The sequence below is a fragment of the Sphingomonas bisphenolicum genome, assembly GCF_024349785.1.
GTDB classification, from domain to species: domain Bacteria; phylum Pseudomonadota; class Alphaproteobacteria; order Sphingomonadales; family Sphingomonadaceae; genus Sphingobium; species Sphingobium bisphenolicum.
This window is the reverse complement of sequence record NZ_AP018817.1, coordinates 1,847,031-1,872,537: the sequence shown is the minus strand read 5'-3', so window position 1 is coordinate 1,872,537 and position 25,507 is coordinate 1,847,031. Positions and strand designations below refer to the sequence as shown.

Below are 25,507 nucleotides of genomic sequence, written 5' to 3'. Positions count from 1 at the left end.
ATATATATTCGGATATAGCCCCAAAAAGATGAAACAACCGTCTTACTCGCCGTCGCTTTCGGTCTTCAGGCCGCTGCCGTCTGGACTTCCATTAGCCAGACGAACGCCTCGTCCGCGTCAGCGAAGATGCGCAGATAGGACTGGGTCATTTCCCGCCGCACCTGCAATTTCGCGATGGCGCTTGGCGTGACGATCGCGATGCGCGACGCCCGGGGAAACAGCCCTTCGCCCAGATGTTCGCGAAACGCCGCCACCGCGTCCTGCGGCTGCACCGCGCTGCGGCGCATGTCCATGCGCAATCGATAGCCGGGCGAAAACCCCTCGGTCACGAACCGCGCCCTCACCTCCCGCGCATAGGCGGCCACGGCTTCGCCGCTGAACAGGCCATGCCAACTTATGTCGAGCAGGTTGATATCGTGGCGAAAATTGATGTCGTACATGATGAAAGCCTCCACGGCCCTCATGCCCCATCCGCCTTACCGAAATCTTATTCCGCTGCCTGGGCGGCCAGTGGTTCGGCCCGCAACCGCCGTTCCAGCGTCGGCCAGCCTTCGTCGCCCGCATCCGATGCAGCCTGCTGCAAGGCCCGATAGTCGCGCAGTACCGTCACGCCCATCTCTGTCAGTCGGGCTCCCTCGCTCGACGTCGCCACCAGCGGCTGCGCCCAGCATCGGTTCATTACGTCCACCAGCAGCCAGCAGCGGCGGTAACTCATGCCCAGCTTGCGCCCGGCAGCGGAAATCGACCCCTCGGCCGCGATCGCGTCGAGCAGGTCGGCCTTGCCCGGCCCCATGGCGATTTGGTCACCGCAATAAATCTGGATCTTGATCTTCAGCATCGGCTCACCGCCCGTCATAACGCGCGACGGCGGCCAACGCCAGTTGTCGGAAAGCCGTTAATGTCGGGTGCCGGTTCAGGCGCCCGCGCGTCGCTCCAGCACCGCGCCGATCATCGCGCGCCACACCCCGACATCGCCCGCCTGCGCCATCTGCGCATCGGGCTCGCGCAGCGTATGGAGGATGGCATAGGCGTCATCGACATGTGCCGGCCAGGCCGCATCCACTGCGCCGGCCGCATGGGGATCGCTGCCGCCGCCGTTCAGGCTCAACTGGCGACCGGCCAGGACGCGGGCGATACGCTCGATGGCGGGGGTGGTGGATGTCGGCATGGATGTGAAGCTCCTCTCTCGCGGTGGCGGCGGTTTCGCTCTACCACCCTCTGAATAGCATGTTCGTTTCGCCGTAGCTATTGATCCTCGCCTTCCTTGTAGCCGGACGACGGCACCGGATCGCCCTTGTCGCCAGGCTTGGTGGTCGATGGCGGATCGGATGCATCCATCGAATCCTTCAGGCTTTCGTCTCGCTTTTCGTCATGATCCAGCACATGGTCCTGCGCATCGCTCTCACGCGCGTCGCCGGCTTCCTCGCGACTGTTGGGACGCATGTCTGTCTTATTATCGTCCGTCATGTCTCTCTCCTGCATCTGACGGGATCAACGGACGGCGCGGCGACGCGGTTCCGCACATCCTCGCCCCGGCCCCCTTCGACAAACGCCGCCGCCAGTTCGACCAGTAACCGGGTGGCCTACAGACTTTCGCCGCGGCGGGGGGTAGACAGAGGCTATGACTGATCTTCCCGAAGACGGCGATCGCGGCGTGGCGCCGCCGATCGCACTCTATTCCATCCTGGGCTTCTGGTTTTTCTACGCCTTGTTGGTGTCGCTCCGGGCCGCGATCGTAGGCTTCGAATCACAAGGGGAGATGGCGGTCCGCCGCATCATCGTCACCGTGATCGGCATCATCGTGACCTGGATACTCTATCTGGCGCTGCGGCGCTTCGACGCGAAGCCGCTGAGTATCAGAATCGTCGCCGCCTTCTCGCTCGCAGCTCCCTTCGCACTCGCCATGGCGGCAGCCAACTACTATATCTTCAACGTCTATGATCCGGGCAATTTCATCTCCGAAGGCGAGATGATTAAGATGACCAAGGAGCAGGGCTATCTCCTCGTCTCGATCGTGGAGGACGCGCTCAGCCGCTATTTCTTCCTCGCCGCCTGGGCGGGCCTCTATCTGGCCCTGTCCTATGCCAGCGAAGCCCATCGCACCGAACGCCGCGCCGCACGGCTGGAAAAGGCTGCCCAGCAGGCCGAACTGCGCTCGCTACGCTATCAGGTCAATCCGCATTTCCTGTTCAATACGCTCAACTCGCTATCCACCTTGGTCATGCGCAACCGCCCGGACGAAGCGGAACAGATGATCATGTCGCTCTCCAACTTCTACCGCACTAGCCTGACCGGCGACCCGCTCGACGACGTTCCGCTGGAGGAGGAGGTGCATCTCCAGAAACTCTATCTCGATATCGAAGCGGTGCGCTTCCCCGACCGGCTCCACACGGTGATCGACATCCCGCCCGCGCTGATGAGCGCCTGCGTCCCCGGTCTCATCCTCCAGCCGCTGGTCGAGAATGCGATCAAATATGGCGTCTCGCGCACCTCCAGCCCGGTCGAGATCCGCATCACCGCGCGCGAGGATGGCGGCCTGATGCACATCGCCGTCACCGACGATGGCGACAATCCGCCCAGCCTGTCGGACAGCGGCAGCGGCATCGGGCTTGCCAATGTCCGCGACCGCCTGACCGCCCGCTTTGGCGAGTCCGGCCGCATCGCTTATGGTCCGCGCGAAGGGGACGGCTTCTCCGTCCTCCTCACCTTGCCTATCATCCGCCGGGGTTGCTGACGTCCATGTCTATCCGCACCATGATCGTCGATGACGAACCGCTCGCCGTCGAACGCCTCCAGATGCTCTGCGCGCGCGAACCGCGCATCGCCCTGGTCGGCACCGCCACCGACGGCGAAGCCGCGCTGCGCCTGATCGAAGGGCTGAAGCCCGACCTTGTCATGCTCGACATCGCCATGCCCTTGCTGGACGGCATCGGCGTCGCCCGCGCGGTGGGGCGCATGGGCATCCGCCCCGCGGTGATCTTCGTGACCGCGTTCGAGGGGTTCGCGGTCGAGGCGTTCGATCTCGCCGCGGTCGATTATATGCTCAAGCCCGTCGCCCATGATCGCCTGACCCGCGCGATCGATCGGGTCGAAGTGGCGCTGCGCAACCTGACGTCCGATACAGCGCCCACTATCTCCAGCGAACCACAGCCCGAATGGGCCGAAGAATTCTGGGTGCCGCATCGCTCCGAACTGATCCGCATCGCCACCGACCAGATCGACCGGATCGAAGCGGAACGCGACTATATGCGCCTCCATGTCGGCGGCCACAGCTATTTGCTGCACCAGACGATCAGCAGCCTGGAGGAGCGGCTCGACCCCCAACAGTTCGTCCGCCTGCACCGCAGCCATATCGTCCGCCGCGACCATATCGCCCGGCTGCGCCACGACGGCAGCGGCGTGTGGTTCGCCGCGCTCGCCGACGGCGGCGAAATCCGCATCGGTCGCACCTTCCTGGCGAACGCACGGGCGATGACGGGGCGGTAATCAACGGAAAGTTAGTCGGCTCTAAATTCAGTTCAGGTGGAGCCGGAAGCGTGACTTTTGAGCACCGGAGCGCAGAAAAGCGTGCTTTGCAGGCCCGCATGGGCGGAATTTAAAGCCGGCTAAATGGCCTGTCCGGCCGCCACGCCACTGGCCCAGGCCCATTGGAAATTATAGCCCCCCAGCCATCCGGTGACATCCACCGCCTCGCCGATCGCATACAGCCCCGGCGCCTTGGCCGCCTCCATCGTCCGCGACGACAGCCCCGCGGTGGCGATGCCGCCGACCGTGACCTCCGCCTTGGCATAGCCCTCCGTACCCGACGGCGCGAACGCCCAGTCGCCCAGTCGCGCGGCCACTTGCCGCAGCGCCTTGTCCGACAGGTTGCCCATCTCGCCCTGCACCCCGATCCGCTCCAGCAGCGTATCGGCCAGCCGCTCGGTCAGCGCCTGCGCCACCACCCGACGCAGCATCACCCGCGGCCGCTCCCGCTTCTCCGCCAGCAACCAGTCCGCCGCCTTGTCCGGCAGGAAATTCACCTGGATCGGCGTGCGATGCTGCCAGTAGGAGGATATCTGCAACATGGCCGGTCCGGACAGCCCCCGATGCGTGAATAGCGCGGCCTCGCGAAAGCGCGTCTTGTTCCAGCGCACTTCGACATCGGCCGACACCCCCGCCAGCGACTGGAACAGCGCTTCCTCCGGCCCCAGGGTGAAGGGCACCAGCGCCGGACGCGGCTGCACGATGCCCAACCCGAAATGGCGCGCCACATCATAGGCGAAGCCGGTCGCGCCCATCTTCGGGATCGACGGCCCGCCGGTCGCCAGCACCAGCGCGGGCGCGCGATGCACCGTCGCGCCGATCGTCACCCGATAGAGGCCCTCGCCATGGTCGACATCCGCGATCGGCTGCCCCAGCGCCGGCGTCACGCCGCCCTTGGCGCACTCCTCCTCCAGCATCGCGACGATCTGCTTCGCCGACCCGTCGCAGAATAATTGCCCCAGCGTCTTTTCATGCCAGGCGATGCCGTAGCGATCGACCAGCGCAATGAAATCCTGCGCCGTGTAACGCCCCAGCGCCGACTTGGCGAAGTGCGGATTGGCCGACAGATAGCGATCCGCGGCGGTATGGATATTGGTGAAGTTGCACCGCCCACCGCCCGATATCAGGATCTTCTTGCCCACGGCGTCGGCATGGTCGACCAGCAGCACCCGCTTGCCGCGCTGCCCGGCGGTCGCGGCGCACATCATCCCCGCCGCGCCCGCGCCCAGCACGATCGCATCCCAAATGCCTGTATCAGCGTCGAGCATCACCGCCCCCGCTTCAGGCGGACGATGGCCTCGTCCAGCGCCTGCAGGAAGCGCGAGCGGTCATTCTTGCCGAAGGGCGGCGGCCCGCCGACCTGATCGCCGCCGGCCCGCCAATCCGCCATGATCGCCCGCGTCGCGATCGCCGCGCCGATCGAACTATGGGTGAAGGGCTTGCCATTGGGCGCGATCACCACCGCACCCGCCTTCAGGCAGCGATCGGCCAGCAATATGTCGGCGGTAATGCATATCGATGCCGCATCGGCTCGCTCGGCGATCCAGTCGTCCGCCGCATCGAACCCGTCGCTCACCACCACCCGGTCGAGCAGCGGATGGGCGGGAATGCGGATCGGGCTGTTGCTCACGATCGTCACGGGGATTTCATGCCGCCAGGCGACCTTGTAGATCTCCTCCTTCACGGGGCAGGCATCGGCATCGACCAATATCTTCATGGATCGGGGCGATAGGCGGTGGGACCGGTCGAGACAATGGGTGGACGCTAAAGAGTGGAACCCGCCCTGTTCCGGCGCGGGCGGGAACGGGGCGGTCATTTGAATAGAAAAGCCGGTTATTTCGCTTCCCGCCATTCCCCGCCTTCACCCCGCGCCGCTCCTGTCCTACATGGGTCGGCATGAACGCCCCTCCCAACGCTCCCCTGTATAACAAGGACATATTGCGGCTCGCCGCCGACATCCCGCACCACCAGCGGCTGCCGGACGCACAGGCCAGCGTCGAGAAGCGATCCCCCACCTGCGGGTCGCGCGTGACGGCCGACGTGCGGATGGCCGACGGCCGCCTCGCCGACATGGGCCTCGATGTGAAAGCCTGCGCGCTCGGCCAGGCGTCCGCCGCGCTGATGGCCGGCCACGCCATCGGCTTGACGGCGCAGGAACTGGCCGACGCCCGCGACAGGCTCGCCGCCTATCTGTCGGGCGACAGCGACGATCTCGACTTCTGGCCCGGCCTTTCCGTGCTGGCCCCGGCGCGCGGCTATCCCGCCCGCCATGCCTCGATCCGCCTCGGCTTCGAAGCGATCGCCGAAGCCGCCAGACAGGCCGACGCCTGATGGAAGCGCAGCAGGCCGTCAGCGCCACCGACATTCTCCTGTCCGAAGGCGTCATCCTGCTCGGCGCCGCCGTGCTGTTCGTGATGCTGTTCCGCCGCTTCGGCCTCGGCGCGGTGCTGGGCTATTTAGTCGCGGGCGCTTTGGTCGGACCGCAGGGTCTGGGCCTTGTCGGCGGCGGCGAATCGAAACTCGCCATCGCAGAAATCGGCATAGTCCTGCTGCTGTTCCTCGTCGGCCTCGAACTCCATCCCGCCCGGCTCTGGCGCCTCAAACGCGACATCTTCGCGCTCGGTCTCGCGCAGGTCGTGCTGTGCGGCTGCATCCTCACCGCGATCATCTTCTACTCGACGGGCTTTAGTTGGGGGGCGGCGATCGCGCTCGGCCTGCCGCTCGCCCTCTCCTCGACCGCGCAGGTGCTGCCGGGCCTGAAATCCAGCGGCCGCATCAACTCCCCCTTCGGCGAGAAGGTCTTCTCGATCCTGCTGTTCCAGGATCTCTCGATCGTCCCGCTCATCACCATCGTCGCCGCCCTGTCCCGCAATCCTGCCGATGCCGGGGGGCCGCCGGGCTGGATGATGGCGGGCTATACCGTCGCCGCCATCGCCGGCCTCGTGCTGGCCGGCCGCTTCATCCTGCGCCCTCTGCTGGGCCTGGTCGGTCGCATGGGCGAGCGCGAGATGTTCGTCGTCGTCGGCCTCTTCACCGTGCTCGCCGCCGCCGCCCTGATGCACAGCCTGCACCTCTCGACCGCGCTGGGCGCTTTCGTCGCGGGCGTCATGCTCGCCGATTCGCCCTACCGGCATGAAATCGAATCCGACGTCGAGCCATTCCGCTCGATCCTGCTCGGCCTCTTCTTCCTTGCCGTCGGCATGGTGCTGGACCTGCGTGCCGTGGCCGCCAACCCGCTGTTCGTCCTGTCCATGGCCGTCGTCCTGGTCGCGACCAAGGCGGCGATCATCACCGGCCTCGCCCGTCTGTTCGGCATGGAATGGCGTCCGGCGCTGGGCGCGGGCCTGCTGCTCAGCCAGGGCGGCGAATTCGGTTTCGTCCTCTTCACCCAGGCGCAGAATGCGCTGCTGATCGCACCGGAAGCTGCCAGCCTGTTCGCCGCCATCGTCACCTTCTCCATGGCGACGACACCTTTCCTGATGCTCTTCGCCCGGCGCTTCGAGTTTGCGAAACCCAGGGACCACGACCTGCCGGGGCCGGACGATGCGCCGCGCGGCTCGGCCATCATCGTGGGCTATGGCCGCTTCGGCCAGACCGTAGCGCAAATGCTGATGGGCCATGGTTTCGCCGTCACCCTGATCGACAAGAAGCCGGCCCAGATCGAGGTATCGAGCCGCTTCGACATGAAGGTCTATTATGGCGACGGCACCCGCATGGATCTGCTCCACCGCGCCGGCGCGGACGAAGCGCGCCTCATCGCCTTCTGCATCGACGACCCCTCGCTCGATTCGCGCGCGCTCCAGCCGATCGCCCAGGCCTTCCCCCAGGCGGCGCTGATGGTTCGCGCCTTCGACCGGCGGCAATTGCTGGAATTGCAGGACATGGACCTCGCCGGCATCGTCCGCGAAGTCTATGAATCGGCTATCTGCATGGGCGTGCAGGCGATGCAGTCCCTGGGCGTGCCGGACGAGGAGGTCGAAGAAGTCGAGCGCCAATATCGCCAGAATGACGCCGATCGCATGGCGCTCCAGATCGAACATGGCAATCTGCTCGCGGCCAAGGACTTGATGTATCGCCCCGGCAAGTCCATGCGGCTGCTCAGCAGAGGGGATGGAGAAAAGGCATGATCGCGATACTGGCCTGCCTGTCGGCGGCACTGGCGATAGGGGCTGGCGCCTTTGGCGCCCACGGCGTCACTGATCCCAAGGCAGCGGAATGGCTGCGCACCGGCGGCCTCTACCAGCTGATCCACGCGGTCGCCGCGATCGCCGTCACCGGGGTTGCCCGCGGCGCGGCGGCGCTGATGCTGGCGGGCGCGGCGATCTTCGCGCTCACCCTCTATGCCATGGCGCTGGGCGGCCCCAAATGGCTGGGCGCGGTCACGCCGGTCGGCGGCACGTTGATGATCGCGGGCTGGCTCTGGGCCGCATGGTCCTTCGGGCAGCGCTGACACCATCGCGCGCCCTTGCCCCCGATCCTCCGCAAGCCTAGATTGAACGCCATGGCCGACCATCATCACCATCACGAACCGACCGGCACCAAGCTCGCCGACGCCGCGCGCCTGACGCTGGAGGCGCAGGACGAACAATGGACGCCGATGCGCGCCGCCATTTTCGATGCGCTCGCGGCGGAAGAGCGTCCGGCCTCGGCCTATGACATAGCGGATACGGTGTCGAAGGCGCGCGGCAAGCGGGTCGCGCCCAACAGCGTCTATCGCATCCTCGACCTGTTCGTGACCAATAACATCGCGATGCGCGTCGAAAGCGCCAACGCCTATATCGCCAACGCCCATCCCGGCTGCCACCATGACTGCATCTTTCTGGTCTGCCGCACCTGCAAGCAGGCGACCCATGTCGATGACGACAAGGTGACCGGCGACGTGCGCGCGGTCGCGGCGCAGGAAGGCTTCCAAGCCGAACGGCCGGTGATCGAGATATTGGGCACCTGTGCGAAATGTGCGGCCTGATGGAGCGTTGCGCTGCCGCCCGGAACGGCCTAGCGGGCCTTGCTTTGATCCGGAACGGCCTTTGGGCCTCGGGAGCCTATGTCTTTGATGAATGATCGCCCGGAAACCCCGCTCCTCGACCAGGTCGTCTGGCCGTCGGACCTGCGCGCCCTCAAGCCCGACCAGCTTCGCCAGTTGGCAGACGAACTGCGGCAGGAGGTCATCTCCGCCGTCGGCGTGACCGGCGGCCATCTCGGCTCGGGCCTCGGCGTGGTGGAACTGACCACCGCGATCCATTATGTGTTCGACACCCCCCAGGACAAGCTGGTGTGGGACGTCGGCCACCAATGCTATCCGCACAAGATCCTGACCGGCCGGCGCGACCGCATCCGCACCCTGCGCATGGGCGGCGGCCTGTCCGGCTTCACCAAGCGCGCCGAATCCGATTATGACCCCTTCGGCGCGGCGCACAGCTCCACCTCGATCAGCGCGGCGCTGGGCTTCGCGGTCGCCAACAAGATGCAGGATCGCCCCGGCAAGGGCATCGCCGTCATCGGCGACGGCGCCATGTCGGCGGGCATGGCCTATGAGGCGATGAACAACGCCCGCGCGGCCGGCAATCGCCTGATCGTCATCCTCAACGACAATGATATGTCGATCGCCCCGCCGGTCGGCGGCCTGTCCGCCTATCTCGCCCGCCTCGTCTCCAGCCGCGAATTTCTCGGCCTGCGCGACATCGCCAAGCGCCTCGCCCGCAAACTGCCCCGCCCGCTCCACAATGCCGCGCGCAAAACGGACGAGTTCGCCCGCGGCATGGCGATGGGCGGCACTTTGTTCGAGGAACTGGGCTTCTATTATGTCGGTCCGGTCGACGGCCATAATCTCGACCAGTTGATTCCAGTGCTGGAAAACGTCCGCGACGCGGCCGAAGGGCCGTGCCTCGTCCATGTCGTCACGCAGAAAGGCAAGGGCTATGGCCCGGCCGAAGCAGCGGCCGACAAATATCATGGTGTCCAGAAGTTCGACATCGTCACCGGCACGCAAGCGAAGGCCCCGCCCGGACCGCCCAGCTACACCAATGTCTTCGCCCAGGCGCTCATCGCCGAAGCGCAGCGCGATCCCAAGGTCTGCGCCATCACCGCGGCGATGCCGTCGGGCACCGGCCTCGACAAGTTCGAACTGGCCTTCCCCGACCGCAGCTTCGACGTCGGCATCGCCGAACAACATGCCGTCACCTTCGCTGCGGGCCTCGCGGCCGAAGGGATGCGCCCCTTCTGCGCCATCTATTCGACTTTCCTGCAACGTGCCTACGACCAGGTCGTGCATGACGTCGCGATCCAGAACCTGCCCGTCCGCTTCGCCATCGACCGCGCCGGCCTGGTCGGCGCCGACGGCTCGACCCATGCGGGCAGTTTCGACGTCACCTATCTTGCGACCCTGCCCAACATGGTGGTGATGGCCGCGGCGGACGAAGCCGAACTGGTTCATATGGTCCATACCTGCGCCATGCATGATAGCGGCCCGATCGCGCTGCGCTATCCGCGCGGCAACGGCACTGGCGTCGCCATGCCGGAAATTCCCGAACGGCTTGAAATCGGCAAGGGCCGTCTGGTCCGCGAAGGGCGGCAGGTCGCCATCCTCTCGCTCGGCACCCGCCTCGAAGAAGCACTCAAGGCCGCCGAAGCGCTGGAGGCCAAGGGCCTGTCCACCACTGTCGCCGACCTGCGCTTCGCCAAGCCGCTGGACGAAGCGCTGATCCGCAAGCTGCTGACCAGCCACGAAGTCGCCGTGACCATCGAGGAAGGCGCGATCGGCGGTCTGGGCGCGCATGTCCTGACGCTGGCCAGCGATCTCGGCCTGATCGACAATGGCCTCAAGCTGCGCACCATGCGCCTGCCCGACATTTTCCAGGATCAGGACAAGCCCGAAAAACAATATGCAGACGCCCGGCTGGATGCCGACGCGATCGTGGACACAGTCCTCACTGCGCTGCGCCACAACAGCGTGGGCACGGAAGCGCGGGCCTGACCAGCAACCATAGGGTTGCCTGTAACGGAAAATCGGATCATATAGACAATCAGGAGGTTGCCTATATGCCCGACCATATCATCAAGACCATCGACATCGCCGCGCCCATCGCCAAGGTGTGGGACGCGCTTATCGATCATGAAAAATTCGGTGCCTGGTTCCTGGTCGCGCTCGACCAGCCCTTCGCCGTCGGGCAAGGCTCGACCGGCCACATGACCTATCCCGGCTACGAACATTTCCCCTGGCAATCGCGCACCGTCGCGATCGAGCCGATGACCCGCTTCGCCTTCGAATGGCCCGCCACCGGCGGCGACGAGGATGCGATCCGGAACGGCGTGCCCGAATGGACGCTGGTCGAGTTTCGGCTGGAGCCGACCGCCGGCGGCACAAGGCTGACCGTCACCGAAAGCGGGTTCGATCATGTCCCCGAACCGCGCCGCGCCAGCGTCCTGCGCTCCAACGACGGCGGCTGGGCGGAGCAGGTGCAGAATATCAGACGCTATGTCGAAGGCTGAACCGGCGCAATTGTTCGCCGCGCTGGGCGACGCGACCCGGCTGGGCATGGTCGGCCGCCTCAGCGACGGCGGCGAACGATCGATCGTGCAAATGGGCGAAGGGCTGGCGATCAGCCGGCAGGCGGTCGCCAAGCATCTGGACGTGCTGCACGGCGCGGGGCTGGTGCATCGTCGCAAGAGCGGACGCGAAGTCCATTATGCGCTGCATCGGGAGGCGATCGAAGCCGCCCGGTCGTGGCTGGACGAGGTCAATGCCCAATGGGACGGCCCCCTCGCCCGGCTCAAGGCTTTTGTCGAGGCCAGCTAAAGCATCGTGCGGAAAAGTGGGAACCGCTTTTCTGCTTGAAACGATGCGACAACAAAAACTTAGAGCGTGCGACTTGCGTCCGATTAAACGCCGCGCGCTCTAAGGCTTGTGGGGATTCACCGGGAATTGATGACGGCTGCAGCGAGGTGGATCATGGCCTCGAAGCTGCGATCGGTTTTGCAGGCGCGCATGGCGATACGCTTGAATTCCTTGAGTTTGCAGAAGAAGTTTTCGATGAGGTGGCGCCACTTGTACATTTCGGCGTCGAGCGGGATGGGTCTGGCGCGTCGCGGGTGCTGCGAGATGACGATTTTTGCACCCCGCTCGTTGAGATCGGCGACGATATCGTTGCTGTCGAAAGCCTTGTCAGCGAGCAGTGCGCCGAACTTGATGCCGTCGATGAGTGGAGCAACGCCAACCGTGTCGAAGCGGTGGCCGGGCATCAAGCGGAAGCGGACAAGGTTGCCCAGCGCATCGGTCAAAGCCAGGATCTTGGTCGTCATGCCTCCTTTGGAACGACCAATGGCCTGGCTCTGAGTCCCCCTTTTGCGCCCTGGCCGTGCCGGTGAACCTTGACGATGGTGGCATCGATCATGGCGTATTCCATGTCGGGTTCATCCGACAGAGCATCGAAAATCCGCTTGAAAACATCGGCTTCCCGCCAATCGCGAAATCGGCGGAATGCCGTGCTCCAATTGCCGAACATCGCCGGTAGGTCGCGCCATGGACTTCCAGTGCGGACAATCCACAGCACTGCCTCCACGAACAGCCGGTTGTTTCTGCCGCTGCGTCCGGGGTCGGTGATCTTGCCCAGACAGTGCGGTTCCATCTGCGCCCATTGGGCGTCCGTCAGTACAAAGCGATCCATCCAGAGTGTGAATCACAACTCCAGCAAAAGGGGAATCCTAAATCCCCACAGCCCTTAGCGCGGCAGGCGACAGGAATCACCCCTGTCGCCTGCCGACCCAAACTTGTCCAAAGGTCGTCCTTAAGGCTGCGGCGTCGCGGCGCGCGCTTGCTGGCCGTCGCCTTCGGGCGCGGCGATGATGTCGCGGGTGGTGGCCCCCTTGTCCACGACTTCGGTGCCGGGATCGCCCACCGACGAACGGATGCCCGATGCGGCGTTGGCGCGCCCCGCGGCGTTGAGCGTGGCGCCTTCGCCGGCGCTACGCGCGGCGGGACCGCCGAACATCGCGTCCATCGCGGCCTTGCTCGAATCGACCGACGCGGCGGCCGGCGTGCCCGGCGCAGGCGGCACCAGCGCGAAGTCGGGCGGAATGATCAGGGGTGCCTGGCGCGAGACGGCGAATTCATCGGGGCGCTGGCGGTTGAACAGGCCACCGCCGCCGCCGCAGGCGGACAGGGTGGACACAAGGCCGGCAGCGAGGATCAGTTTACGCATTACTTCAAAGTCTCCGTCTTTGCGCTCTTGTCGCGCAGCAGCAACGCCCGCGCAAGCAGGATCAACACGCCGATCGTGATGGCGGCGTCCGCCAGGTTGAAAATCAGGAAAGGCCGCCACTCGCCGAAATGCAGGTCGGCATAATCGACGACATAGCCCAGCCGCATCCGATCGACGATATTGCCGATCGCCCCGCCCAGCACCAGGCCCAGCGCCGCGACATCCTGCCGCGCCTTTTCACGCCACATCCACACGCCGACGAAACCGGCGATCAGCATCGTCATGCCCACCAGCGCCCAGCGCGCGACATTCGTGTCGGCATGGAAGAAGCCCATGGAAACGCCGCGATTTTCCAGCCAGCGCAAGCGGAAGATCGGCAGGATATCGATCCCGTCCAGCCTGCTCTTGAGCGCCAGCGGATAGGTGACGCTATATTTGATGAGCTGGTCGAGCGCGAGCGTCACGATCGCGACGGTCAGGCCCAGCGGGCGGTGATTGACCGCGCTCATGCCTTCAGCACCTCGTCACAGCGGTCACATAGCGTGCCCTCCTCGGTCACTTCCGGCAGCTTGCGCCAGCAGCGGCCGCATTTATGCCAGTCGCTGGGCTTCACCACGATGCCGTCGCCCACGCCCATGGTCACGCGCGCGACGATCGCCACTTCGGCGAAGTCGACACCGTCGCTGGGCAGCAATTCCCCCATGGTGACGTCAGCCTCCAGGCTGGACCGTATGATTTTCTCGCGGCGGAAGGGCTCGATCGCCTCATTCACCTGTTCGCGCTGGCTGCGCAGTTCGCCCCATTTGTCATTGAGATGGCTGTTGATCCAGTGACGGTCGACTTCGGGCCATTCCAGGAAATGGACGCTCTCTTCCTCATTGGGGAAGCGGCTCTGCCACACTTCTTCCGCCGTGAAGGGGATGATCGGCGCCACATAGCGCACCAGCGCATGGAACAGCGTGTCGAGCAGGGTGCGATAGGCGCGCCGCTTGGGGTCCGACTTCGCATCGCAATAGAGGCAATCCTTGCGGATATCGAAGAAGAAGGCGCTGAGGTCGCTGTTCGCGAAATCGAAGATGGCGCGGGTGTAGCGGCTGAATTCCAGCCAGTTCTCGCTCTTCGCAGCCTTGTCCACCACGGCGCGCAGTTCCGCGTCGAGCTGCGCCAGACGGTGGAGCATATAACGCTCCAGCTCCGGCATTTCCGCGTAGGACACGGCTTCCGTCTCTTCATCATAGTCTGAAAGAGCGCCCAGCATGTAACGGAATGTATTGCGCAATTTGCGGTAGGCGTCGGACGAGCCGGCCAGCACTTCCTTGCCGATGCGGACGTCATCGAAATAGTCGGTGCTGGCGACCCAGACGCGCAGGATGTCGGCGCCGCTCTCGCTCATGATCTTGAGCGGATCGACCACGTTGCCGAGCGACTTGGACATTTTCTTGCCCGTGCCGTCCAGCGCGAAGCCATGGGTCAGCACCGCCTTGTAGGGCGCCTGACCGCGGGTACCGCAGCTTTCGAGCAGCGAGGATTGGAACCAGCCGCGATGCTGGTCCGACCCTTCGATATAGAGGTCGGCGCGCGTCCCTTCGCCATAGCGGCCCTCGACCACGAAGCTGTGGGTCGAACCGCTGTCGAACCAGACGTCGAGAATGTCGTTCACGACCTCATAGTCGTTGAAGTCATAGTCCGGGCCGAGCAGCGCCTGATGATCGGCACCGAACCAGGCGTCCGCACCGGCGCCCTTGAACGCGTCGATGATGCGGGCATTGACCGCCGGATCGACCAGATATTGCCCGCTCTTGCGATGGACATAGAGGGCGATCGGCACGCCCCACGCGCGCTGGCGGCTGATGACCCAGTCGGGACGCCCTTCCACCATCGAACGAATACGGTTGGTCGAGCGCTCCGGCACCCAGCGGGTATGTTCGATCGCATCGACCGCGATTTCGCGCAGCGTGGGGCCATTGCCGCTGACCACAGGGGTCGGCATCACGCCGCCATCGACGTCCGCGACCCCGTCTTCCTGGGGTTTATCCATCGGAATGAACCATTGCGGGGTGCAGCGATAGATGATCCGCGCCTTCGACCGCCAGCTATGCGGATAGCTGTGACGGAAGTCGCTGGCCGACAGCAACGCGCCGACCGCGCGCAGGTCGGTGCAGATCGGGCCTTCGGCGCCGTTGAACTTGGTGTTGATGACGCTGCCCTGCCCCGGCAGCCAGTCCCAGTCGTCGCGGTAGAAGCCCGCGTCGTTGACCGCAAAGACCGGGTCGATGCCCAGCTTCTTGCAGGCGATGAAATCCTCCTCGCCATGGTCGGGCGCCATATGGACGAGGCCCGTACCCGCGTCGGTGGTGACATGGTCGGCGGGCAGCAGCGGGCGCGGCTTGGCGAAGAATCCGCCCAGCGCGTGCATCGGGTGACGGGCGATCGCGCCTGCGAGGTCGGTGCCTTTGAAGACACGTTGCTCTTTCGCGAACGAGTTGTCGGCAAAGCAAGCCAACCAATCGCCCACGCGCTCATCTTCTCCAGCCAGCGCCATAGCGTCCGCCCAACGCGCGAAATTCTTTCCGGTCAGTCTGGAAACGAAGCTCAAAATCAAAGCCGAATCCTTAGCTACCAGATACTGGCGACCGTCGGTTTTGGATGGAACCAACACATACTCAATGTCCTCCCCAAACGCGATCGCCTGATTGACAGGGATCGTCCAGGGCGTGGTCGTCCAGATCACCGCATGCGCACCGACCAGCTCCGGCGCGTTCGGCGCTTCGACGATCTCGAACGCCACGTCGATCTGGGTCGAGGTGACGTCTTCATATTCCACTTCCGCCTCGGCCAGCGCGGTCTTTTCGACCGGCGACCACATGACGGGCTTGGCGCCGCGATAGAGCTGGCCGCTTTCCGCGAATTTCAGCAGTTCGCCCACGATCGTCGCTTCGGCGTCGAACTTCATCGTCAGATACGGATCGGCCCAGTCGCCCATCACGCCCAGACGCTTGAACTGATCCTTCTGCACGCCCACCCATTTGTCGGCATAGGCGCGGCACTGGGCGCGGAATTCGGCGGCGGGCACCTCGTCCTTGTTCAGCTTCTTCTTGCGATATTCTTCCTCGATCTTCCATTCGATCGGCAGGCCGTGGCAATCCCAGCCCGGAACATAGGGCGCATCCTTGCCCAGCAGCGACTGCGACCGGACGATGATGTCCTTGAGCACCTTGTTCATCGCATGGCCCATATGGATGTCGCCATTGGCGTAGGGCGGGCCATCATGCAGGATGAAGCGTTCGCGGCCGGCGCGCTTCTCGCGCAGCTTGCCATAGAGGTCCATCGCCTCCCACTTGGCGGCGATCGCCGGCTCCTTCTGGGCCAGGCCGGCCTTCATCGGGAAGTCGGTGACGGGCAGGAAGACGGTGGACTTATAATCAGGTGCGTCGGTCATGGGTGTCCGGTATCTACAAACATCCGCTCGCGCCGCGAACGGGTTTAGGAATAACTGCGCGGCATTAAGCGAGCCGGGGCGTTCCCGCAAGGATTTGCCGCGCGTCCACGCAGTCCTTCGCGATCCCCGCCATCAGCGCGTCCAGCCCGTCATATTTCAACTCGGGATGCAGATAGTGGATCAACTGCACCTCAATGATCTGGTCGTAGAGGCTTTCGGCGAAATCGAAGAAATGCGGCTCCAGCAATTCCTTGGGCGGATCGAAGCTGGGACGGATACCCAGGTTCGCCGCGCCATCCAGCACCCGCCCGTCAGCCAACAGCCCGCGCACCGCATAAATGCCATAGGCCGGCCGCAGATAATGGCCCATGTCGATATTGGCGGTCGGAAAACCGATGGTCCGGCCCAGCTTGTCGCCATGCTGCACCACCCCCTGAATGGTGAAGGGCCGCGTCAGCAGCCGCGTCGCGGTGGTGCAATCGCCGGCCTTGAGCGCATCGCGGATACGGCTGGAGGAAATGATCTCGCCGCCGCTATCGGTCACGGCCGGCACCGCTTCCGCCGCCATGCCCAGCGCCGCGCCCAGTTCGGCCAGCGTGGCGACGGTGCCGCCTTTCGCCTTGCCGAAGGTGAAATCCTCCCCCGTCACCACACCGGCCGCACCCATTTCCTGCACCAGGAAGGCCGCAAACTCATCCGCCCGCATCGCCGCCATGGCGGGGTTGAAGGCGAACACCAGCATCGCGTCGGCCCCCGCCGCGGCGAACAGTGCCTGCCGCTGGTCCAGCGTCGTCAGGCGGAACCACGGCGTTTCGGGCCGGAACAGCCGCACCGGATGCGGATCGAAGGTGGCGACGATCGCCGGTCGCCCTTCGGCGCGCGCACGCGCGATCGCCCGCGCGACCACCGCCTGATGGCCCGCGTGAAACCCGTCGAAATTGCCGAGCGCCATGATGCTCCCGCGCAGATGCGCAGGGATCGGGGCGCTGCTGCTAAGCCGCTCCATGCCGCGGCCTATAGGGGGGCGTGACGAACGTGGCAATCAGGATGCTTGCCCTGTCATCCGTTCGCTCCGAGCGACGTCGAAGGGCGCTGCGCAAACGGATCGCGACGATCAACGCGTCCGCACCAACGTCACGAAACTATAGGCCGGCCGCCCATCCAGCGCCTCATGGTCCGCCCGCGCCGTTTCGCGCCAGTCCGCCGGATCGGGATAGGCGATGCTCGCGTCACCCGCCGCCTCCAGATGCACCTCGGTCAGTTCGATCCGGTCGGCTTGGCCCAGGAACAACCGATAGATTTCCGCCCCGCCGATCACCATCACCACCGGCGCATCGGCCAGGGCGATCGCGCTTTCGACGTCATGGGCGGCTTCCGCCCCCTCCCCGCGCCAGTTGCGATCGCGCGTCAGCACGATATGACGACGACCGGGCAGCAGGCCGGGCAGGCTGTCGAACGTCTTGCGTCCCATCACCATCGGATGGCCGAGCGTCACCGCCTTGAAATGCCTGAGGTCGGCGGGCAGGCGCCAGGGCAGGTTGCCATCCTTGCCGATCACGCCATTGTCGGCGCGGGCGAGGACGAGGACGATATCTGCGCGGCTCATATAACGACCCTCCCCATTAAAGCGCATCATGTTCCCGCGAAGGCGGGAACACAGTCCAGCCGTCTCGACTGGGTTCCCGCCTTCGCGGGAACACGCCCATTTACAGCGTCAACCGCGTCACATGCCCCATCTTCCGACCCGGCCGCGCCTCATGCTTGCCATAGAGGTGCAGGTGGTTCGCCGGGTCGGACAGGATGGCCTGCCAGTCGTCGACATCGTCGCCGATCAGGTTGCGCATAGCCACGCCCCGCGCGGCCAGCGCCGTGTCGCCCAGCGGCAGGCCGCAAATGGCGCGGACATGGTTCTCGAACTGGCTCGTCACCGCGCCCTCGATCGTCCAGTGGCCGCTATTATGCACGCGCGGCGCCATTTCGTTGAACACCGGCCCATCGGCGCTGGCGAAAAATTCGCAGGTCAGCACGCCGACATAGCCCAGCGCGTCGGCGATCTTCTGCGCCATGCCGCGCGCCTGCGCCATCTGCCCCGCGATCAACGCGCCCGCGGGCACGGTCGAGGTCGCCAATATGCCATCGACATGGACATTGGCCGCCGAATCCCAGAATCGCACCGCGCCGTCATGGCCGCGCACCAGGATCACCGAAAATTCCTGGTCGAAGGTCACGAACCCTTCCAATATCGCGCTCTGCCGTCCGATCGCGTTCCACGCGCCCACCGCATCCCCCGGCTCGGACAGGCGCGCCTGCCCCTTGCCATCATAGCCCATCCGGTTGGTCTTCAGGATCGCGCGGCTGCCGACCTGCTCTATCGCGCTTTCCAGATCGTCCAGGCTCTCGACCGGTGCGAAGGGCGCGGTCAGCCCGCCCAGGTCGCAAACGAAGCGCTTCTCAGCCAGCCGGTCCTGCGCCACACGCAGCGCCTGCGCGTCGGGGCGGACCAGCCCATGGGTGGACAGCACTTCGACCGCGGCGGGATCGATATTCTCGAACTCATAGGTGACGACATCGACGCTGTCGGCAAAATCGCCCAGTGCTTGCGGGTCCTCATAGGCGCCGCGCGTCCAGTTGGGCGACACGTCCGCGGCCGGGCCGCTGTCTTCGGGCGCGTAGATATGGGTGCGATAGCCCAGTTGCGCCGCTGCGGTGGCGATCATCCGGCCGAGCTGGCCGCCGCCGAGAATGCCGATGGTGGCGCCGGGCGCGATGGTCGTCATGATCCTGCCTTCAATCCTCGACGGTTTCGGCCACGGCCTCGGTCTGGCGCGCACGCCAGGCGTCCAGCCGGTCGGCCAGCACATCGTCGGTCGTTGCCAGGATAGATGCCGCGAGCAGTCCCGCATTGATTGCGCCGGGCTTGCCGATCGCCAGCGTGGCGACGGGGATGCCGCCGGGCATCTGGACGATGGACAGCAGCGAATCCATGCCCTTCAGCGCCTTGGATTCGACCGGCACGCCCAGCACCGGCAGGCGGGTCATCGACGCGGTCATGCCGGGCAGATGCGCCGCCCCGCCAGCCCCGGCGATGATGACCTTCAGGCCGCGGCCCACCGCGCCGGTGGCATAGTCATAGAGGCGCTGCGGGGTGCGGTGGGCCGACACCACCTTGCATTCGTGCGGCACGCCCAGCGCTTCGAGCGTTTCGGCGGCATGGCGCATCGTGTCCCAATCGGACCGCGACCCCATGATGATGCCGACCGTGACTGCCCCGCTCATATGCTGCTTCCCCTGGGACGAGCGACGCGACAGGTCGCCCGGAAAGCAAAGCCCCTTAGCGGTCGGGCCGCCAAGGGGCAATATAACTGTCAGTTAATTTCCGTTCGCGGTCAGGACGGCGGCACTCTTACCGCTCCGACAGATAATAACGCTCGATCGCGCGCAGATCGTCCGCCAGTTCATAGACGATCGGCTGACCGGTCGGGATTTCCAGATGGGTGATCTCGTCGTCGGGAATGTTCGACAGATGCTTCACCAGCGCGCGCAGCGAATTGCCATGCGCCGAAATCAGCACGCGCTTGCCGGCCTTCAGGTCGGGCGCGATCGTCGCCTCCCAATAGGGCAGGACGCGCGCGATCGTGTCCTTCAGGCTCTCGGTCGACGGGATGGCGATACCGTCATAGCGGCGGTCGGCCGACAGGTCGAATGCGCTGCCCGCTTCCAGCACCGGCGGCGGAATGTCGAAGCTGCGACGCCAGATCTTGACCTGATCGTCGCCATGCTTGGCGGCCGTTTCCGCCTTGTTCAGGCCGGTCAGCCCGCCATAATGGCGCTCGTTCAGCCGCCAGTCCTTTTCGACCGGCAACCACAGCCGCCCCATTTCCTCCAGCGCCAGATTGAGCGTCTTGATCGCGCGGGTCTGGAAACTGGTATAGCATTGGTCGAAGTCCAGCCCCTTTTCCGCCATCAGGCGACCGGCGGCGCGCGCTTCTTCGGCGCCCTTCTCGGTCACGTCCACGTCCCACCAGCCGGTGAAGCGGTTTTCCAGGTTCCATGACGACTGGCCATGGCGGATGAGGACGAGAGTGGGCATTGGGCGCGTCTCCTGCACGATAACGGCGAATGATGGCTCCCCATAACGCGCTAAATCGCGCGCGCAAGCTTGTCGCCCGATCCACGCCCCCCACATTGCAGTCGGCGCGTCCATCGGATAGCCAGACAGGGTCAACGGAAGGAAGCAGCAACTTGGCATTTGTGAAGGGCGCCTGGCGCATATTGGTCGCGATCAAGGACGGCCTCGTCCTGCTCTTCCTGCTGCTCTTCTTCGGCGCGCTCTACGCCGCCCTCTCCTACTCGCCAAAGCCGGGCAAGACCGTGTCGTCGGGCGCACTGCTGCTCGATCTGGACGGCAGCATCGTGGAACAGCCGGCGCAAGTGGGCGCGATGGCGCTGTTGTCCGGCTCCGGGCCCGACAGCGAAGAATATCGGCTGTCCGACATCGTCGCCGCGCTCGACGCCGCGAAGACCGATGCCAAGGTCAAGGCCGTGGTCCTGAACCTCGACGGCTTCATGGGCGGCGGCCAGGTCGCGATGGCCCGCGTGGGCAAGGCGCTCGACGCCGTGCGCGCCGCGAAAAAGCCGGTCCTGGCCTATGCCACCCTCTATAGCGACGACGGCTATCAGATCGCCGCCCATGCCAGCGAAGTGTGGAGCGACCCGCTGGGCGGCGTCGCGATCATGGGCCGGGGCGGCTCGAACCTCTACTATAAGGGGTTGATCGACAAGCTGGGCGTCAACACCCACGTCTATCGCGTCGGCACCTATAAGAGCTTCGTCGAACCCTTCACCCGCACCGAACAGTCGCCCGAAGCCAAACAGGCCAACCAGGCGCTCGCCGGCGCCCTGTGGCAAAGCTGGCAGGACGACGTGACCAGGGCGCGGCCCCGCGCGAAGATCGCTGCCTACGCCGCCAACCCGCTCGCCGCGGCGCAGGCGGTCGGGGGCGACATGGGCAAGGCGGCGCTTGCCAACGGGCTGGTCGACAAGCTTGGCGACGAAGCCGCCTTCGGCGACCGTGTCGCCCAGATCGCCGGCGACGCCGCCAGCGACAAGGCCGGCAGCTTCGCCACCATCGACCTTGCATCCTATGTGAAGGCCCGCAAGCCCGCCAATGACGGCCAGATCGGCGTGCTGACGATCGCGGGCGACATTGTCGATGGCGAAGCCGGCCCCGGCACCGCGGCGGGCGACACCGTCTCCGACCTGCTGCTGACCGCGCTCGATGAAAAGGATTTGAAGGCGCTGGTCGTCCGCGTCGATTCCCCTGGCGGATCGGTCATGGCGTCGGAGAAAATCCGCGGCGCGATCCTGAAAGCCAAGTCCGCCGGACTGCCGGTGGTCGTCTCCATGGCCAATGTCGCGGCCAGCGGCGGTTACTGGGTATCGACTCCGGCCGATGTCATCTTCGCCGAGCCGGACACGATCACCGGCTCCATCGGCGTGTTCGGCATCATCCCCAGCTTCGAAGGCACGCTGGCGAAGATGGGCATCACCACCGACGGCGTGCGCACCACGCCGCTCTCCGGCCAGCCCGACGTCACCGGCGGCACCACGCCGCAATTCGATCAGATCATGCAGTTGGGCGTCGAGGACATTTATCGCCGCTTCGTCGGCCTCGTCGCGCAATCGCGCCGCAAAAGCCCGCAGGCGATCGACGCCATCGCGCAGGGCCGCGTCTGGGACGGCGGCACCGCGCGCCAGATCGGCCTGGTGGATCGCTTCGGCGGCCTCGAAGACGCCATCGCCGAAGCCGCGCGCCGCGCGAAGGTCGATCCCGCCAAGGCGAAACCCTATTATATCGAGAAGCAGCCCGACAGCTTCGCCGCCTTCGTCCAGTCGATCGCCGACCGCGAAAAAGGTGACGCCAGCGCGCCCCGCGACATGCTTGCGCGACAGGCCTGGCTGCAACGCGGCTGGGCGATGCAGGCGGTATCGGACGTCAAGGCGCTGGTGATCGGCGCAGGCGTGCGCGCCGACTGTCTGGAATGCCGTGGCTATGGTGCGCCCAGGCAGCGCAATGCCGCGGAAGACCGTGGCGTCCTGGCGATGCTCGCGGGCCTGTGGCGCTAAGCTGAAAACAGATGCGCTTCTGCCGCCTGCGAGTGCCAAATTGACTATGCGATTTTACTTTGCATCCTCCCTGGCCGTCTGCTTGACAGCGTGCAGCGCAACCGAAGCACCACCAATCGAGCAGCTGGAAATCTGGGCACCCGGCCTGGAAGTCGCCATCGATGGCCACGGCAATGGGCGGTTCAAACAATATTCCAAAGGCACCGAGGGCCGCTTCACGCTCTCAGCGGCACAATTTGCAGAACTTCGAAAAAGGACCGAGCCCTTCCGCCTCTCCCGCGACGCCATTTCAAGCGAAAGAATATCTGCGTTCATTGCCGCAGGCCAGCGTTGCGATGGTGATTATGTCACCGATAACGGCGGCATTTCCTTCCATTGGTCAGGACGGTCCATGAACCAGTTCTACGCTGTAGACTATGGCTGCGAACGCGTGAGATATGCGACCAGAAATGGAGAGTTACGCGCTATTCTAGCCTCTCTGCCCGTCCCTAAGTCAGACGCCCTGCCTTGATGGAGAGAAATCTACCCGAACCGCCCTACGCCTCATCCCCCCGATATACCGGCAGCCCCAGCCCACGCCAGATCGCCACGGCCCGCAGCCCGAACCCCAGCAGCGCCGCCACCACCCCCGCGACCGGCACGTCCAGACCGACCCAGCGCAGCGCCACGAACAGACCCGACGCGAACGCCGCCGCCGTCACATACAATTCCGGCCGCAACAGGATGGACGGCTCCCCCGCCAGCAGATCGCGCATGATGCCGCCGACGCAGCCCGTCACCACTCCCATCATCCCCGCAACGATGGGCGGCACGCCGAAGCTCATCGCCTTGGCCGCACCGAACACGGCAAAGGCCGCCAGCCCGATCGCATCGAGCCAGTCCAGCGCCCGCTCGCTCCAGAATTTGCGCGGGGTGAACCACACCAGCAACGCCGCGCCCATGCAGGCGATCGCCGGCACCGCATCGACCACCCAGAAGACCGGCGCGCCGATCAGCAGGTCGCGCACCGTGCCGCCACCCACCCCCGTCACCAGCGCGAAGAAGGCGAAGGTCACCAACGTCTGCCTGAGCCGCGCCGCCGCCAGCGCGCCGGACGCGGCAAAGACGAAAGTGCCGACGATACTCAATGTTTCGAGCACCGGGCCAATGGAGGTAGCGAGCGAAGGGGTCGGTGGGAGCATGAATCTATCTAACCATAACCGTTCGCGCTGAGTAGGGACTGAGCGACGTCGAAGACCCGTATCGACTTCGCGCAATGCCTGCCCTGAGCGCCTGCGTTGGCCGACGGTCGAAACGGCTACTCAGAAAGAAGGGCGGAGGATTGCGCCAACTCGCTCCCCTATTTCCGCCCCTTCTCCCCGGCGAGCCGGCTCATCAATATCGCCGCGCGCTTCGCCTGCCGCTTCATCGTCGACAGGTCGGCCTTTTCCGCCGGACTATGGTCGCCGCTCGACGCCAGGCCCAGTCCCACCAGCCCGTCCGTATCGGCCGCGACGAAGCTGATGTCTCCCGCCCCGCGCTTCAACGGATCGAGCGCCGCCATTTCCGGCAGGCCAAGGTCGCGATTGATGCCGTTCAGCTTGCCCAGCAACGCCCTGTTGCCCGCGGTCGGCGCCATCGACGGATAGCCCAGGTCGAAGGCGATGCTGGCCGATGTGCCGGTCAGATGCCCCGCATCGACGATCGCCTGCATCTTCGCCTGCACCCGTTTCGTCTGTTCTTCGCTCAGCGTACGGAAGTCCCCCTTCGCCACCGCGACCGGCGGGATGATGTTGGTCTTGCCGGTCACGGCGATGCGCACGCCGTCCTTGTCGACCTCCGCGCTCTGCCCGCCGCCGACCAGCCCGACATTGAAGGTCAGGTTGGGTTCGGGCAGTTCCTTGCGAAACGCGACGATGATCCGCGCCAGTTCGTAAATCGCCCCGTCGCCCGCGCTGGGCGAGAAGATGCCCGAACTATGGCCCGACTTGCCTGTCGCGGTCAGCGTCCAGCTATTGGAGGACCGGCGGGCGATCGAGCCCATATCCTTGCCATCCTGCTGGCTCAGCCCCTCGAAATCGAGCGCGACATCGGCGCGCTTGCCCGCCGCGATCAGGTCCGCCCGCGCGATGGACACGGGATCGCCCGCATCCTCCTCGTCGCCGGTCAGCACCACCTCTATATTGGCGTTTTTCAACGTGCCGGCCGCCTGCATCGCCTTGAGCGCCAGCAGCATCGTCACGACCCCGCCCTTGTCGTCGGCAACGCCCGGCCCCGCCGCCCAATCGCCGTCCCGCTTGAAGGTCTGGAAGGACGAATCCGGCTCGAACACGGTATCCAGATGCCCGATCAGCAGCATCTTCGTGCCGCCTGCCTTGCCCTTGTGCACCGCGATCAGATGCCCCGCCCGCTTGGCCGCATCCATCGGCTTCCACGTCACGGTAAAGCCCAGCGCCTCATATTCGGGGCGCAGCATGTCGGCCACGGCCTTCACGCCGGCGAAATTCATCGACCCGCTATTCTGGTTGACCAGCTTTTCCAGCAGGCCGATGGCCGGCTCATAGCCCGTATCGACCGTGACGCCGATCGTCCGCTCCGCCGGGCTGAGCGCCGCATGGGCGACGGGCGCGCCGCCCAATAACAGCGCGCCCATGACCAGGCCCCGGATCACTTGGCCAGTTCCGCCTCGATCGCGGCCACCAGCGCCGGGTCGTTGGGCGCCGTCGTGGGGTCGAAACGCGCCGCGACGCTGCCATCCTTGGCGATCAGGAACTTCTCGAAATTCCATAGCACTTCCGGCACCGGATTGGGGGTCATGCCATAGCCTTTCAGCTTTTCGCGGAAGGCGTCGCCTTCGCCCTGCGCTTCGGGCTGCGCGCTGGTCAGCGCGGCGTAGAGTGGATGTTTGTCCGGTCCGGTGACGACGATCTTCTCGAACATCGGGAAATCGACGCCGAAATTGGTGGTGCAGAAGGTCGCGATCTCGTCATTGCTGGCCGGTTCCTGCGCGCCGAAATCATTGGCGGGAAAGCCTGCGACGACCAGTCCCTTGTCCTTGTAATCGGCGTAAAGCTTCTCCAGCCCCTCATATTGCGGGGTCAGGCCGCATTTGGACGCGACATTGACCGCCAGCACCACCTTCCCCGCATAATCGGCCAGGCTCGTATCGGCGCCCTTGATGGTCTTGAGCGCAATCTCCTGAATGTCGGTCATATATCGTCTCCTTGTATAAAATTGCCGC

General features: G+C 65.2%; 28 protein-coding genes and 1 pseudogene. 11 read left to right on the top strand and 18 right to left on the bottom strand.

Going from position 1 to position 25,507, the window contains the following annotated elements; genetic code table 11:
- Positions 1 to 65: 65 nt before the first annotated feature.
- The 4 genes from SBA_RS09345 to SBA_RS09330 all read right to left on the bottom strand — a co-directional run bounded on the left by SBA_RS09345 (position 66) and on the right by SBA_RS09330 (position 1,467).
- Positions 66 to 440 (bottom strand): STAS/SEC14 domain-containing protein, encoded by a 375-nt coding sequence (locus SBA_RS09345; RefSeq protein WP_261934198.1) that lies wholly within the window; start codon positions 438 to 440, stop codon positions 66 to 68.
- Between the two features lie 47 nt (positions 441 to 487).
- Positions 488 to 838: a winged helix-turn-helix domain-containing protein gene (locus tag SBA_RS09340; RefSeq protein ID WP_261934197.1), complete on the bottom strand. Its 351-nt coding sequence runs from the start codon at positions 836 to 838 to the stop codon at positions 488 to 490.
- Between the two features lie 75 nt (positions 839 to 913).
- Entirely contained in the window at positions 914 to 1,168 is a 255-nt protein-coding gene (locus SBA_RS09335; protein WP_224550708.1) for a hypothetical protein, read from the bottom strand.
- A 77-nt stretch (positions 1,169 to 1,245) separates the two neighbouring features.
- Positions 1,246 to 1,467: a hypothetical protein gene (locus SBA_RS09330; protein WP_224550709.1), complete on the bottom strand. Its 222-nt coding sequence runs from the start codon at positions 1,465 to 1,467 to the stop codon at positions 1,246 to 1,248.
- Positions 1,468 to 1,621: 154 nt separating this feature from the next.
- Between SBA_RS09330 and SBA_RS09325 the strand changes: the two genes are divergently transcribed.
- Together SBA_RS09325 and SBA_RS09320 are read left to right on the top strand one after the other, a co-directional pair.
- Positions 1,622 to 2,734 carry a sensor histidine kinase gene (locus SBA_RS09325; protein ID WP_261934196.1) on the top strand — a complete coding sequence of 371 codons (1,113 nt, stop codon included), beginning with the start codon at positions 1,622 to 1,624 and terminating at the stop codon, positions 2,732 to 2,734.
- 5 nt (positions 2,735 to 2,739) lie between these two features.
- Positions 2,740 to 3,486, top strand: coding sequence for a LytR/AlgR family response regulator transcription factor (locus SBA_RS09320; RefSeq protein WP_224550712.1), 747 nt, complete (start codon positions 2,740 to 2,742; stop codon positions 3,484 to 3,486).
- 119 nt (positions 3,487 to 3,605) lie between these two features.
- On the opposite strand, the gene SBA_RS09315 is transcribed toward SBA_RS09320, so the two are convergent.
- Both SBA_RS09315 and SBA_RS09310 read right to left on the bottom strand, forming a co-directional pair.
- Positions 3,606 to 4,793: a BaiN/RdsA family NAD(P)/FAD-dependent oxidoreductase gene (locus tag SBA_RS09315; protein WP_261934195.1), complete on the bottom strand. Its 1,188-nt coding sequence runs from the start codon at positions 4,791 to 4,793 to the stop codon at positions 3,606 to 3,608.
- On the bottom strand, positions 4,793 to 5,242 hold the full coding sequence (locus SBA_RS09310) for a YaiI/YqxD family protein (protein WP_261934194.1): 450 nt from the start codon (positions 5,240 to 5,242) through the stop codon (positions 4,793 to 4,795). Before SBA_RS09310 ends, SBA_RS09315 begins: the two co-directional genes overlap by 1 nt.
- 179 nt (positions 5,243 to 5,421) lie before the next feature.
- Between SBA_RS09310 and SBA_RS09305 the strand changes: the two genes are divergently transcribed.
- From SBA_RS09305 to SBA_RS09275, 7 genes are all read left to right on the top strand, one after another.
- Positions 5,422 to 5,856 (top strand): iron-sulfur cluster assembly scaffold protein, encoded by a 435-nt coding sequence (locus SBA_RS09305; RefSeq protein ID WP_261934193.1) that lies wholly within the window; start codon positions 5,422 to 5,424, stop codon positions 5,854 to 5,856.
- Positions 5,856 to 7,652: a cation:proton antiporter domain-containing protein gene (locus tag SBA_RS09300; RefSeq protein ID WP_261936644.1), complete on the top strand. Its 1,797-nt coding sequence runs from the start codon at positions 5,856 to 5,858 to the stop codon at positions 7,650 to 7,652. The genes SBA_RS09305 and SBA_RS09300 overlap by 1 nt, the downstream gene beginning before the upstream one ends.
- Positions 7,649 to 7,975 carry a DUF423 domain-containing protein gene (locus SBA_RS09295; protein ID WP_224550719.1) on the top strand — a complete coding sequence of 109 codons (327 nt, stop codon included), beginning with the start codon at positions 7,649 to 7,651 and terminating at the stop codon, positions 7,973 to 7,975. Before SBA_RS09300 ends, SBA_RS09295 begins: the two co-directional genes overlap by 4 nt.
- A gap of 51 nt (positions 7,976 to 8,026) precedes the next feature.
- Positions 8,027 to 8,491: a Fur family transcriptional regulator gene (locus tag SBA_RS09290; protein ID WP_224550721.1), complete on the top strand. Its 465-nt coding sequence runs from the start codon at positions 8,027 to 8,029 to the stop codon at positions 8,489 to 8,491.
- Between the two features lie 87 nt (positions 8,492 to 8,578).
- Entirely contained in the window at positions 8,579 to 10,498 is a 1,920-nt protein-coding gene (dxs, locus tag SBA_RS09285) for a 1-deoxy-D-xylulose-5-phosphate synthase (protein ID WP_390902422.1), read from the top strand.
- 65 nt (positions 10,499 to 10,563) lie between these two features.
- Complete coding sequence (locus tag SBA_RS09280) at positions 10,564 to 11,013, top strand: SRPBCC family protein (RefSeq protein WP_261936643.1); 450 nt, start codon at positions 10,564 to 10,566, stop codon at positions 11,011 to 11,013.
- Positions 11,000 to 11,320 carry an ArsR/SmtB family transcription factor gene (locus SBA_RS09275; protein WP_261936642.1) on the top strand — a complete coding sequence of 107 codons (321 nt, stop codon included), beginning with the start codon at positions 11,000 to 11,002 and terminating at the stop codon, positions 11,318 to 11,320. Before SBA_RS09280 ends, SBA_RS09275 begins: the two co-directional genes overlap by 14 nt.
- Positions 11,321 to 11,436: 116 nt before the next feature.
- On the opposite strand, the pseudogene SBA_RS09270 reads toward SBA_RS09275, so the two are convergent.
- From SBA_RS09270 to gpmA, 9 genes and pseudogenes are all read right to left on the bottom strand, one after another.
- A pseudogene (locus tag SBA_RS09270) lies at positions 11,437 to 12,149 on the bottom strand (IS5 family transposase).
- Between the two features lie 159 nt (positions 12,150 to 12,308).
- Positions 12,309 to 12,722 carry a DUF3035 domain-containing protein gene (locus SBA_RS09265; protein WP_261936641.1) on the bottom strand — a complete coding sequence of 138 codons (414 nt, stop codon included), beginning with the start codon at positions 12,720 to 12,722 and terminating at the stop codon, positions 12,309 to 12,311.
- Complete coding sequence (lspA, locus tag SBA_RS09260; RefSeq protein ID WP_261936640.1) at positions 12,722 to 13,231, bottom strand: signal peptidase II; 510 nt, start codon at positions 13,229 to 13,231, stop codon at positions 12,722 to 12,724. The genes SBA_RS09265 and lspA overlap by 1 nt, the downstream gene beginning before the upstream one ends.
- The gene (ileS, locus tag SBA_RS09255; protein ID WP_261936639.1) at positions 13,228 to 16,161 is read right to left on the bottom strand and encodes an isoleucine--tRNA ligase; all 2,934 of its coding nucleotides are present in this window, start codon (positions 16,159 to 16,161) and stop codon (positions 13,228 to 13,230) included. Before ileS ends, lspA begins: the two co-directional genes overlap by 4 nt.
- Positions 16,162 to 16,225: 64 nt before the next feature.
- On the bottom strand, positions 16,226 to 17,167 hold the full coding sequence (locus SBA_RS09250) for a bifunctional riboflavin kinase/FAD synthetase (RefSeq protein ID WP_224550732.1): 942 nt from the start codon (positions 17,165 to 17,167) through the stop codon (positions 16,226 to 16,228).
- 108 nt (positions 17,168 to 17,275) lie between these two features.
- Complete coding sequence (locus SBA_RS09245; RefSeq protein WP_261936638.1) at positions 17,276 to 17,767, bottom strand: dihydrofolate reductase; 492 nt, start codon at positions 17,765 to 17,767, stop codon at positions 17,276 to 17,278.
- Positions 17,768 to 17,867: 100 nt separating this feature from the next.
- Entirely contained in the window at positions 17,868 to 18,938 is a 1,071-nt protein-coding gene (locus SBA_RS09240) for a 5-(carboxyamino)imidazole ribonucleotide synthase (protein ID WP_261936637.1), read from the bottom strand.
- A 10-nt stretch (positions 18,939 to 18,948) separates the two neighbouring features.
- On the bottom strand, positions 18,949 to 19,437 hold the full coding sequence (purE, locus tag SBA_RS09235; RefSeq protein ID WP_224550736.1) for a 5-(carboxyamino)imidazole ribonucleotide mutase: 489 nt from the start codon (positions 19,435 to 19,437) through the stop codon (positions 18,949 to 18,951).
- 127 nt (positions 19,438 to 19,564) lie between these two features.
- Positions 19,565 to 20,251 carry a 2,3-diphosphoglycerate-dependent phosphoglycerate mutase gene (gpmA, locus tag SBA_RS09230; RefSeq protein ID WP_224550737.1) on the bottom strand — a complete coding sequence of 229 codons (687 nt, stop codon included), beginning with the start codon at positions 20,249 to 20,251 and terminating at the stop codon, positions 19,565 to 19,567.
- A 152-nt stretch (positions 20,252 to 20,403) separates the two neighbouring features.
- On the opposite strand from gpmA, the gene sppA reads away from it, so the two are divergent.
- Complete coding sequence (gene sppA, locus SBA_RS09225) at positions 20,404 to 22,287, top strand: signal peptide peptidase SppA (RefSeq protein WP_261936636.1); 1,884 nt, start codon at positions 20,404 to 20,406, stop codon at positions 22,285 to 22,287.
- Positions 22,288 to 22,333: 46 nt separating this feature from the next.
- Positions 22,334 to 22,798, top strand: coding sequence for a hypothetical protein (locus SBA_RS09220; protein WP_261936635.1), 465 nt, complete (start codon positions 22,334 to 22,336; stop codon positions 22,796 to 22,798).
- A gap of 25 nt (positions 22,799 to 22,823) precedes the next feature.
- Here the strand turns inward: SBA_RS09220 and SBA_RS09215 are convergent, their stop codons facing one another.
- The 3 genes from SBA_RS09215 to SBA_RS09205 form a co-directional block, all read right to left on the bottom strand.
- A complete protein-coding gene (locus tag SBA_RS09215) occupies positions 22,824 to 23,468 on the bottom strand; it encodes a trimeric intracellular cation channel family protein (RefSeq protein WP_224550740.1) in 645 nt (214 codons plus the stop codon).
- A gap of 158 nt (positions 23,469 to 23,626) precedes the next feature.
- Positions 23,627 to 24,919, bottom strand: coding sequence for a M20/M25/M40 family metallo-hydrolase (locus SBA_RS09210; RefSeq protein WP_261936707.1), 1,293 nt, complete (start codon positions 24,917 to 24,919; stop codon positions 23,627 to 23,629).
- Between the two features lie 14 nt (positions 24,920 to 24,933).
- Positions 24,934 to 25,479: a glutathione peroxidase gene (locus tag SBA_RS09205; protein ID WP_261936634.1), complete on the bottom strand. Its 546-nt coding sequence runs from the start codon at positions 25,477 to 25,479 to the stop codon at positions 24,934 to 24,936.
- Positions 25,480 to 25,507: the final 28 nt, after the last annotated feature.

Excerpts from the sequence above, each read along its gene's own strand:
- SBA_RS09305 (WP_261934193.1), top strand. The coding sequence starts at position 5,422 with ATGAACGCCCCTCCCAACGCTCCCCTGTATAACAAGGACATATTGCGG.
- SBA_RS09245 (WP_261936638.1), bottom strand. The coding sequence starts at position 17,767 with ATGAGCCGCGCAGATATCGTCCTCGTCCTCGCCCGCGCCGACAATGGC.
- SBA_RS09345 (WP_261934198.1), bottom strand. The coding sequence starts at position 440 with ATGTACGACATCAATTTTCGCCACGATATCAACCTGCTCGACATAAGT.
- SBA_RS09205 (WP_261936634.1), bottom strand. The coding sequence starts at position 25,479 with ATGACCGACATTCAGGAGATTGCGCTCAAGACCATCAAGGGCGCCGAT.
- SBA_RS09265 (WP_261936641.1), bottom strand. The coding sequence starts at position 12,722 with ATGCGTAAACTGATCCTCGCTGCCGGCCTTGTGTCCACCCTGTCCGCC.
- SBA_RS09315 (WP_261934195.1), bottom strand. The coding sequence starts at position 4,793 with ATGCTCGACGCTGATACAGGCATTTGGGATGCGATCGTGCTGGGCGCG.
- SBA_RS09335 (WP_224550708.1), bottom strand. The coding sequence starts at position 1,168 with ATGCCGACATCCACCACCCCCGCCATCGAGCGTATCGCCCGCGTCCTG.
- gpmA (WP_224550737.1), bottom strand. The coding sequence starts at position 20,251 with ATGCCCACTCTCGTCCTCATCCGCCATGGCCAGTCGTCATGGAACCTG.
- SBA_RS09340 (WP_261934197.1), bottom strand. The coding sequence starts at position 838 with ATGCTGAAGATCAAGATCCAGATTTATTGCGGTGACCAAATCGCCATG.
- SBA_RS09295 (WP_224550719.1), top strand. The coding sequence starts at position 7,649 with ATGATCGCGATACTGGCCTGCCTGTCGGCGGCACTGGCGATAGGGGCT.
- SBA_RS09210 (WP_261936707.1), bottom strand. The coding sequence starts at position 24,919 with ATGGGCGCGCTGTTATTGGGCGGCGCGCCCGTCGCCCATGCGGCGCTC.
- SBA_RS09310 (WP_261934194.1), bottom strand. The coding sequence starts at position 5,242 with ATGAAGATATTGGTCGATGCCGATGCCTGCCCCGTGAAGGAGGAGATC.
- ileS (WP_261936639.1), bottom strand. The coding sequence starts at position 16,161 with ATGACCGACGCACCTGATTATAAGTCCACCGTCTTCCTGCCCGTCACC.
- SBA_RS09290 (WP_224550721.1), top strand. The coding sequence starts at position 8,027 with ATGGCCGACCATCATCACCATCACGAACCGACCGGCACCAAGCTCGCC.
- SBA_RS09215 (WP_224550740.1), bottom strand. The coding sequence starts at position 23,468 with ATGCTCCCACCGACCCCTTCGCTCGCTACCTCCATTGGCCCGGTGCTC.
- SBA_RS09325 (WP_261934196.1), top strand. The coding sequence starts at position 1,622 with ATGACTGATCTTCCCGAAGACGGCGATCGCGGCGTGGCGCCGCCGATC.
- dxs (WP_390902422.1), top strand. The coding sequence starts at position 8,579 with ATGAATGATCGCCCGGAAACCCCGCTCCTCGACCAGGTCGTCTGGCCG.
- SBA_RS09250 (WP_224550732.1), bottom strand. The coding sequence starts at position 17,167 with ATGGAGCGGCTTAGCAGCAGCGCCCCGATCCCTGCGCATCTGCGCGGG.
- SBA_RS09275 (WP_261936642.1), top strand. The coding sequence starts at position 11,000 with ATGTCGAAGGCTGAACCGGCGCAATTGTTCGCCGCGCTGGGCGACGCG.
- SBA_RS09300 (WP_261936644.1), top strand. The coding sequence starts at position 5,856 with ATGGAAGCGCAGCAGGCCGTCAGCGCCACCGACATTCTCCTGTCCGAA.
- SBA_RS09240 (WP_261936637.1), bottom strand. The coding sequence starts at position 18,938 with ATGACGACCATCGCGCCCGGCGCCACCATCGGCATTCTCGGCGGCGGC.
- purE (WP_224550736.1), bottom strand. The coding sequence starts at position 19,437 with ATGAGCGGGGCAGTCACGGTCGGCATCATCATGGGGTCGCGGTCCGAT.
- lspA (WP_261936640.1), bottom strand. The coding sequence starts at position 13,231 with ATGAGCGCGGTCAATCACCGCCCGCTGGGCCTGACCGTCGCGATCGTG.
- SBA_RS09220 (WP_261936635.1), top strand. The coding sequence starts at position 22,334 with ATGCGATTTTACTTTGCATCCTCCCTGGCCGTCTGCTTGACAGCGTGC.
- SBA_RS09280 (WP_261936643.1), top strand. The coding sequence starts at position 10,564 with ATGCCCGACCATATCATCAAGACCATCGACATCGCCGCGCCCATCGCC.
- SBA_RS09330 (WP_224550709.1), bottom strand. The coding sequence starts at position 1,467 with ATGACGGACGATAATAAGACAGACATGCGTCCCAACAGTCGCGAGGAA.
- SBA_RS09320 (WP_224550712.1), top strand. The coding sequence starts at position 2,740 with ATGTCTATCCGCACCATGATCGTCGATGACGAACCGCTCGCCGTCGAA.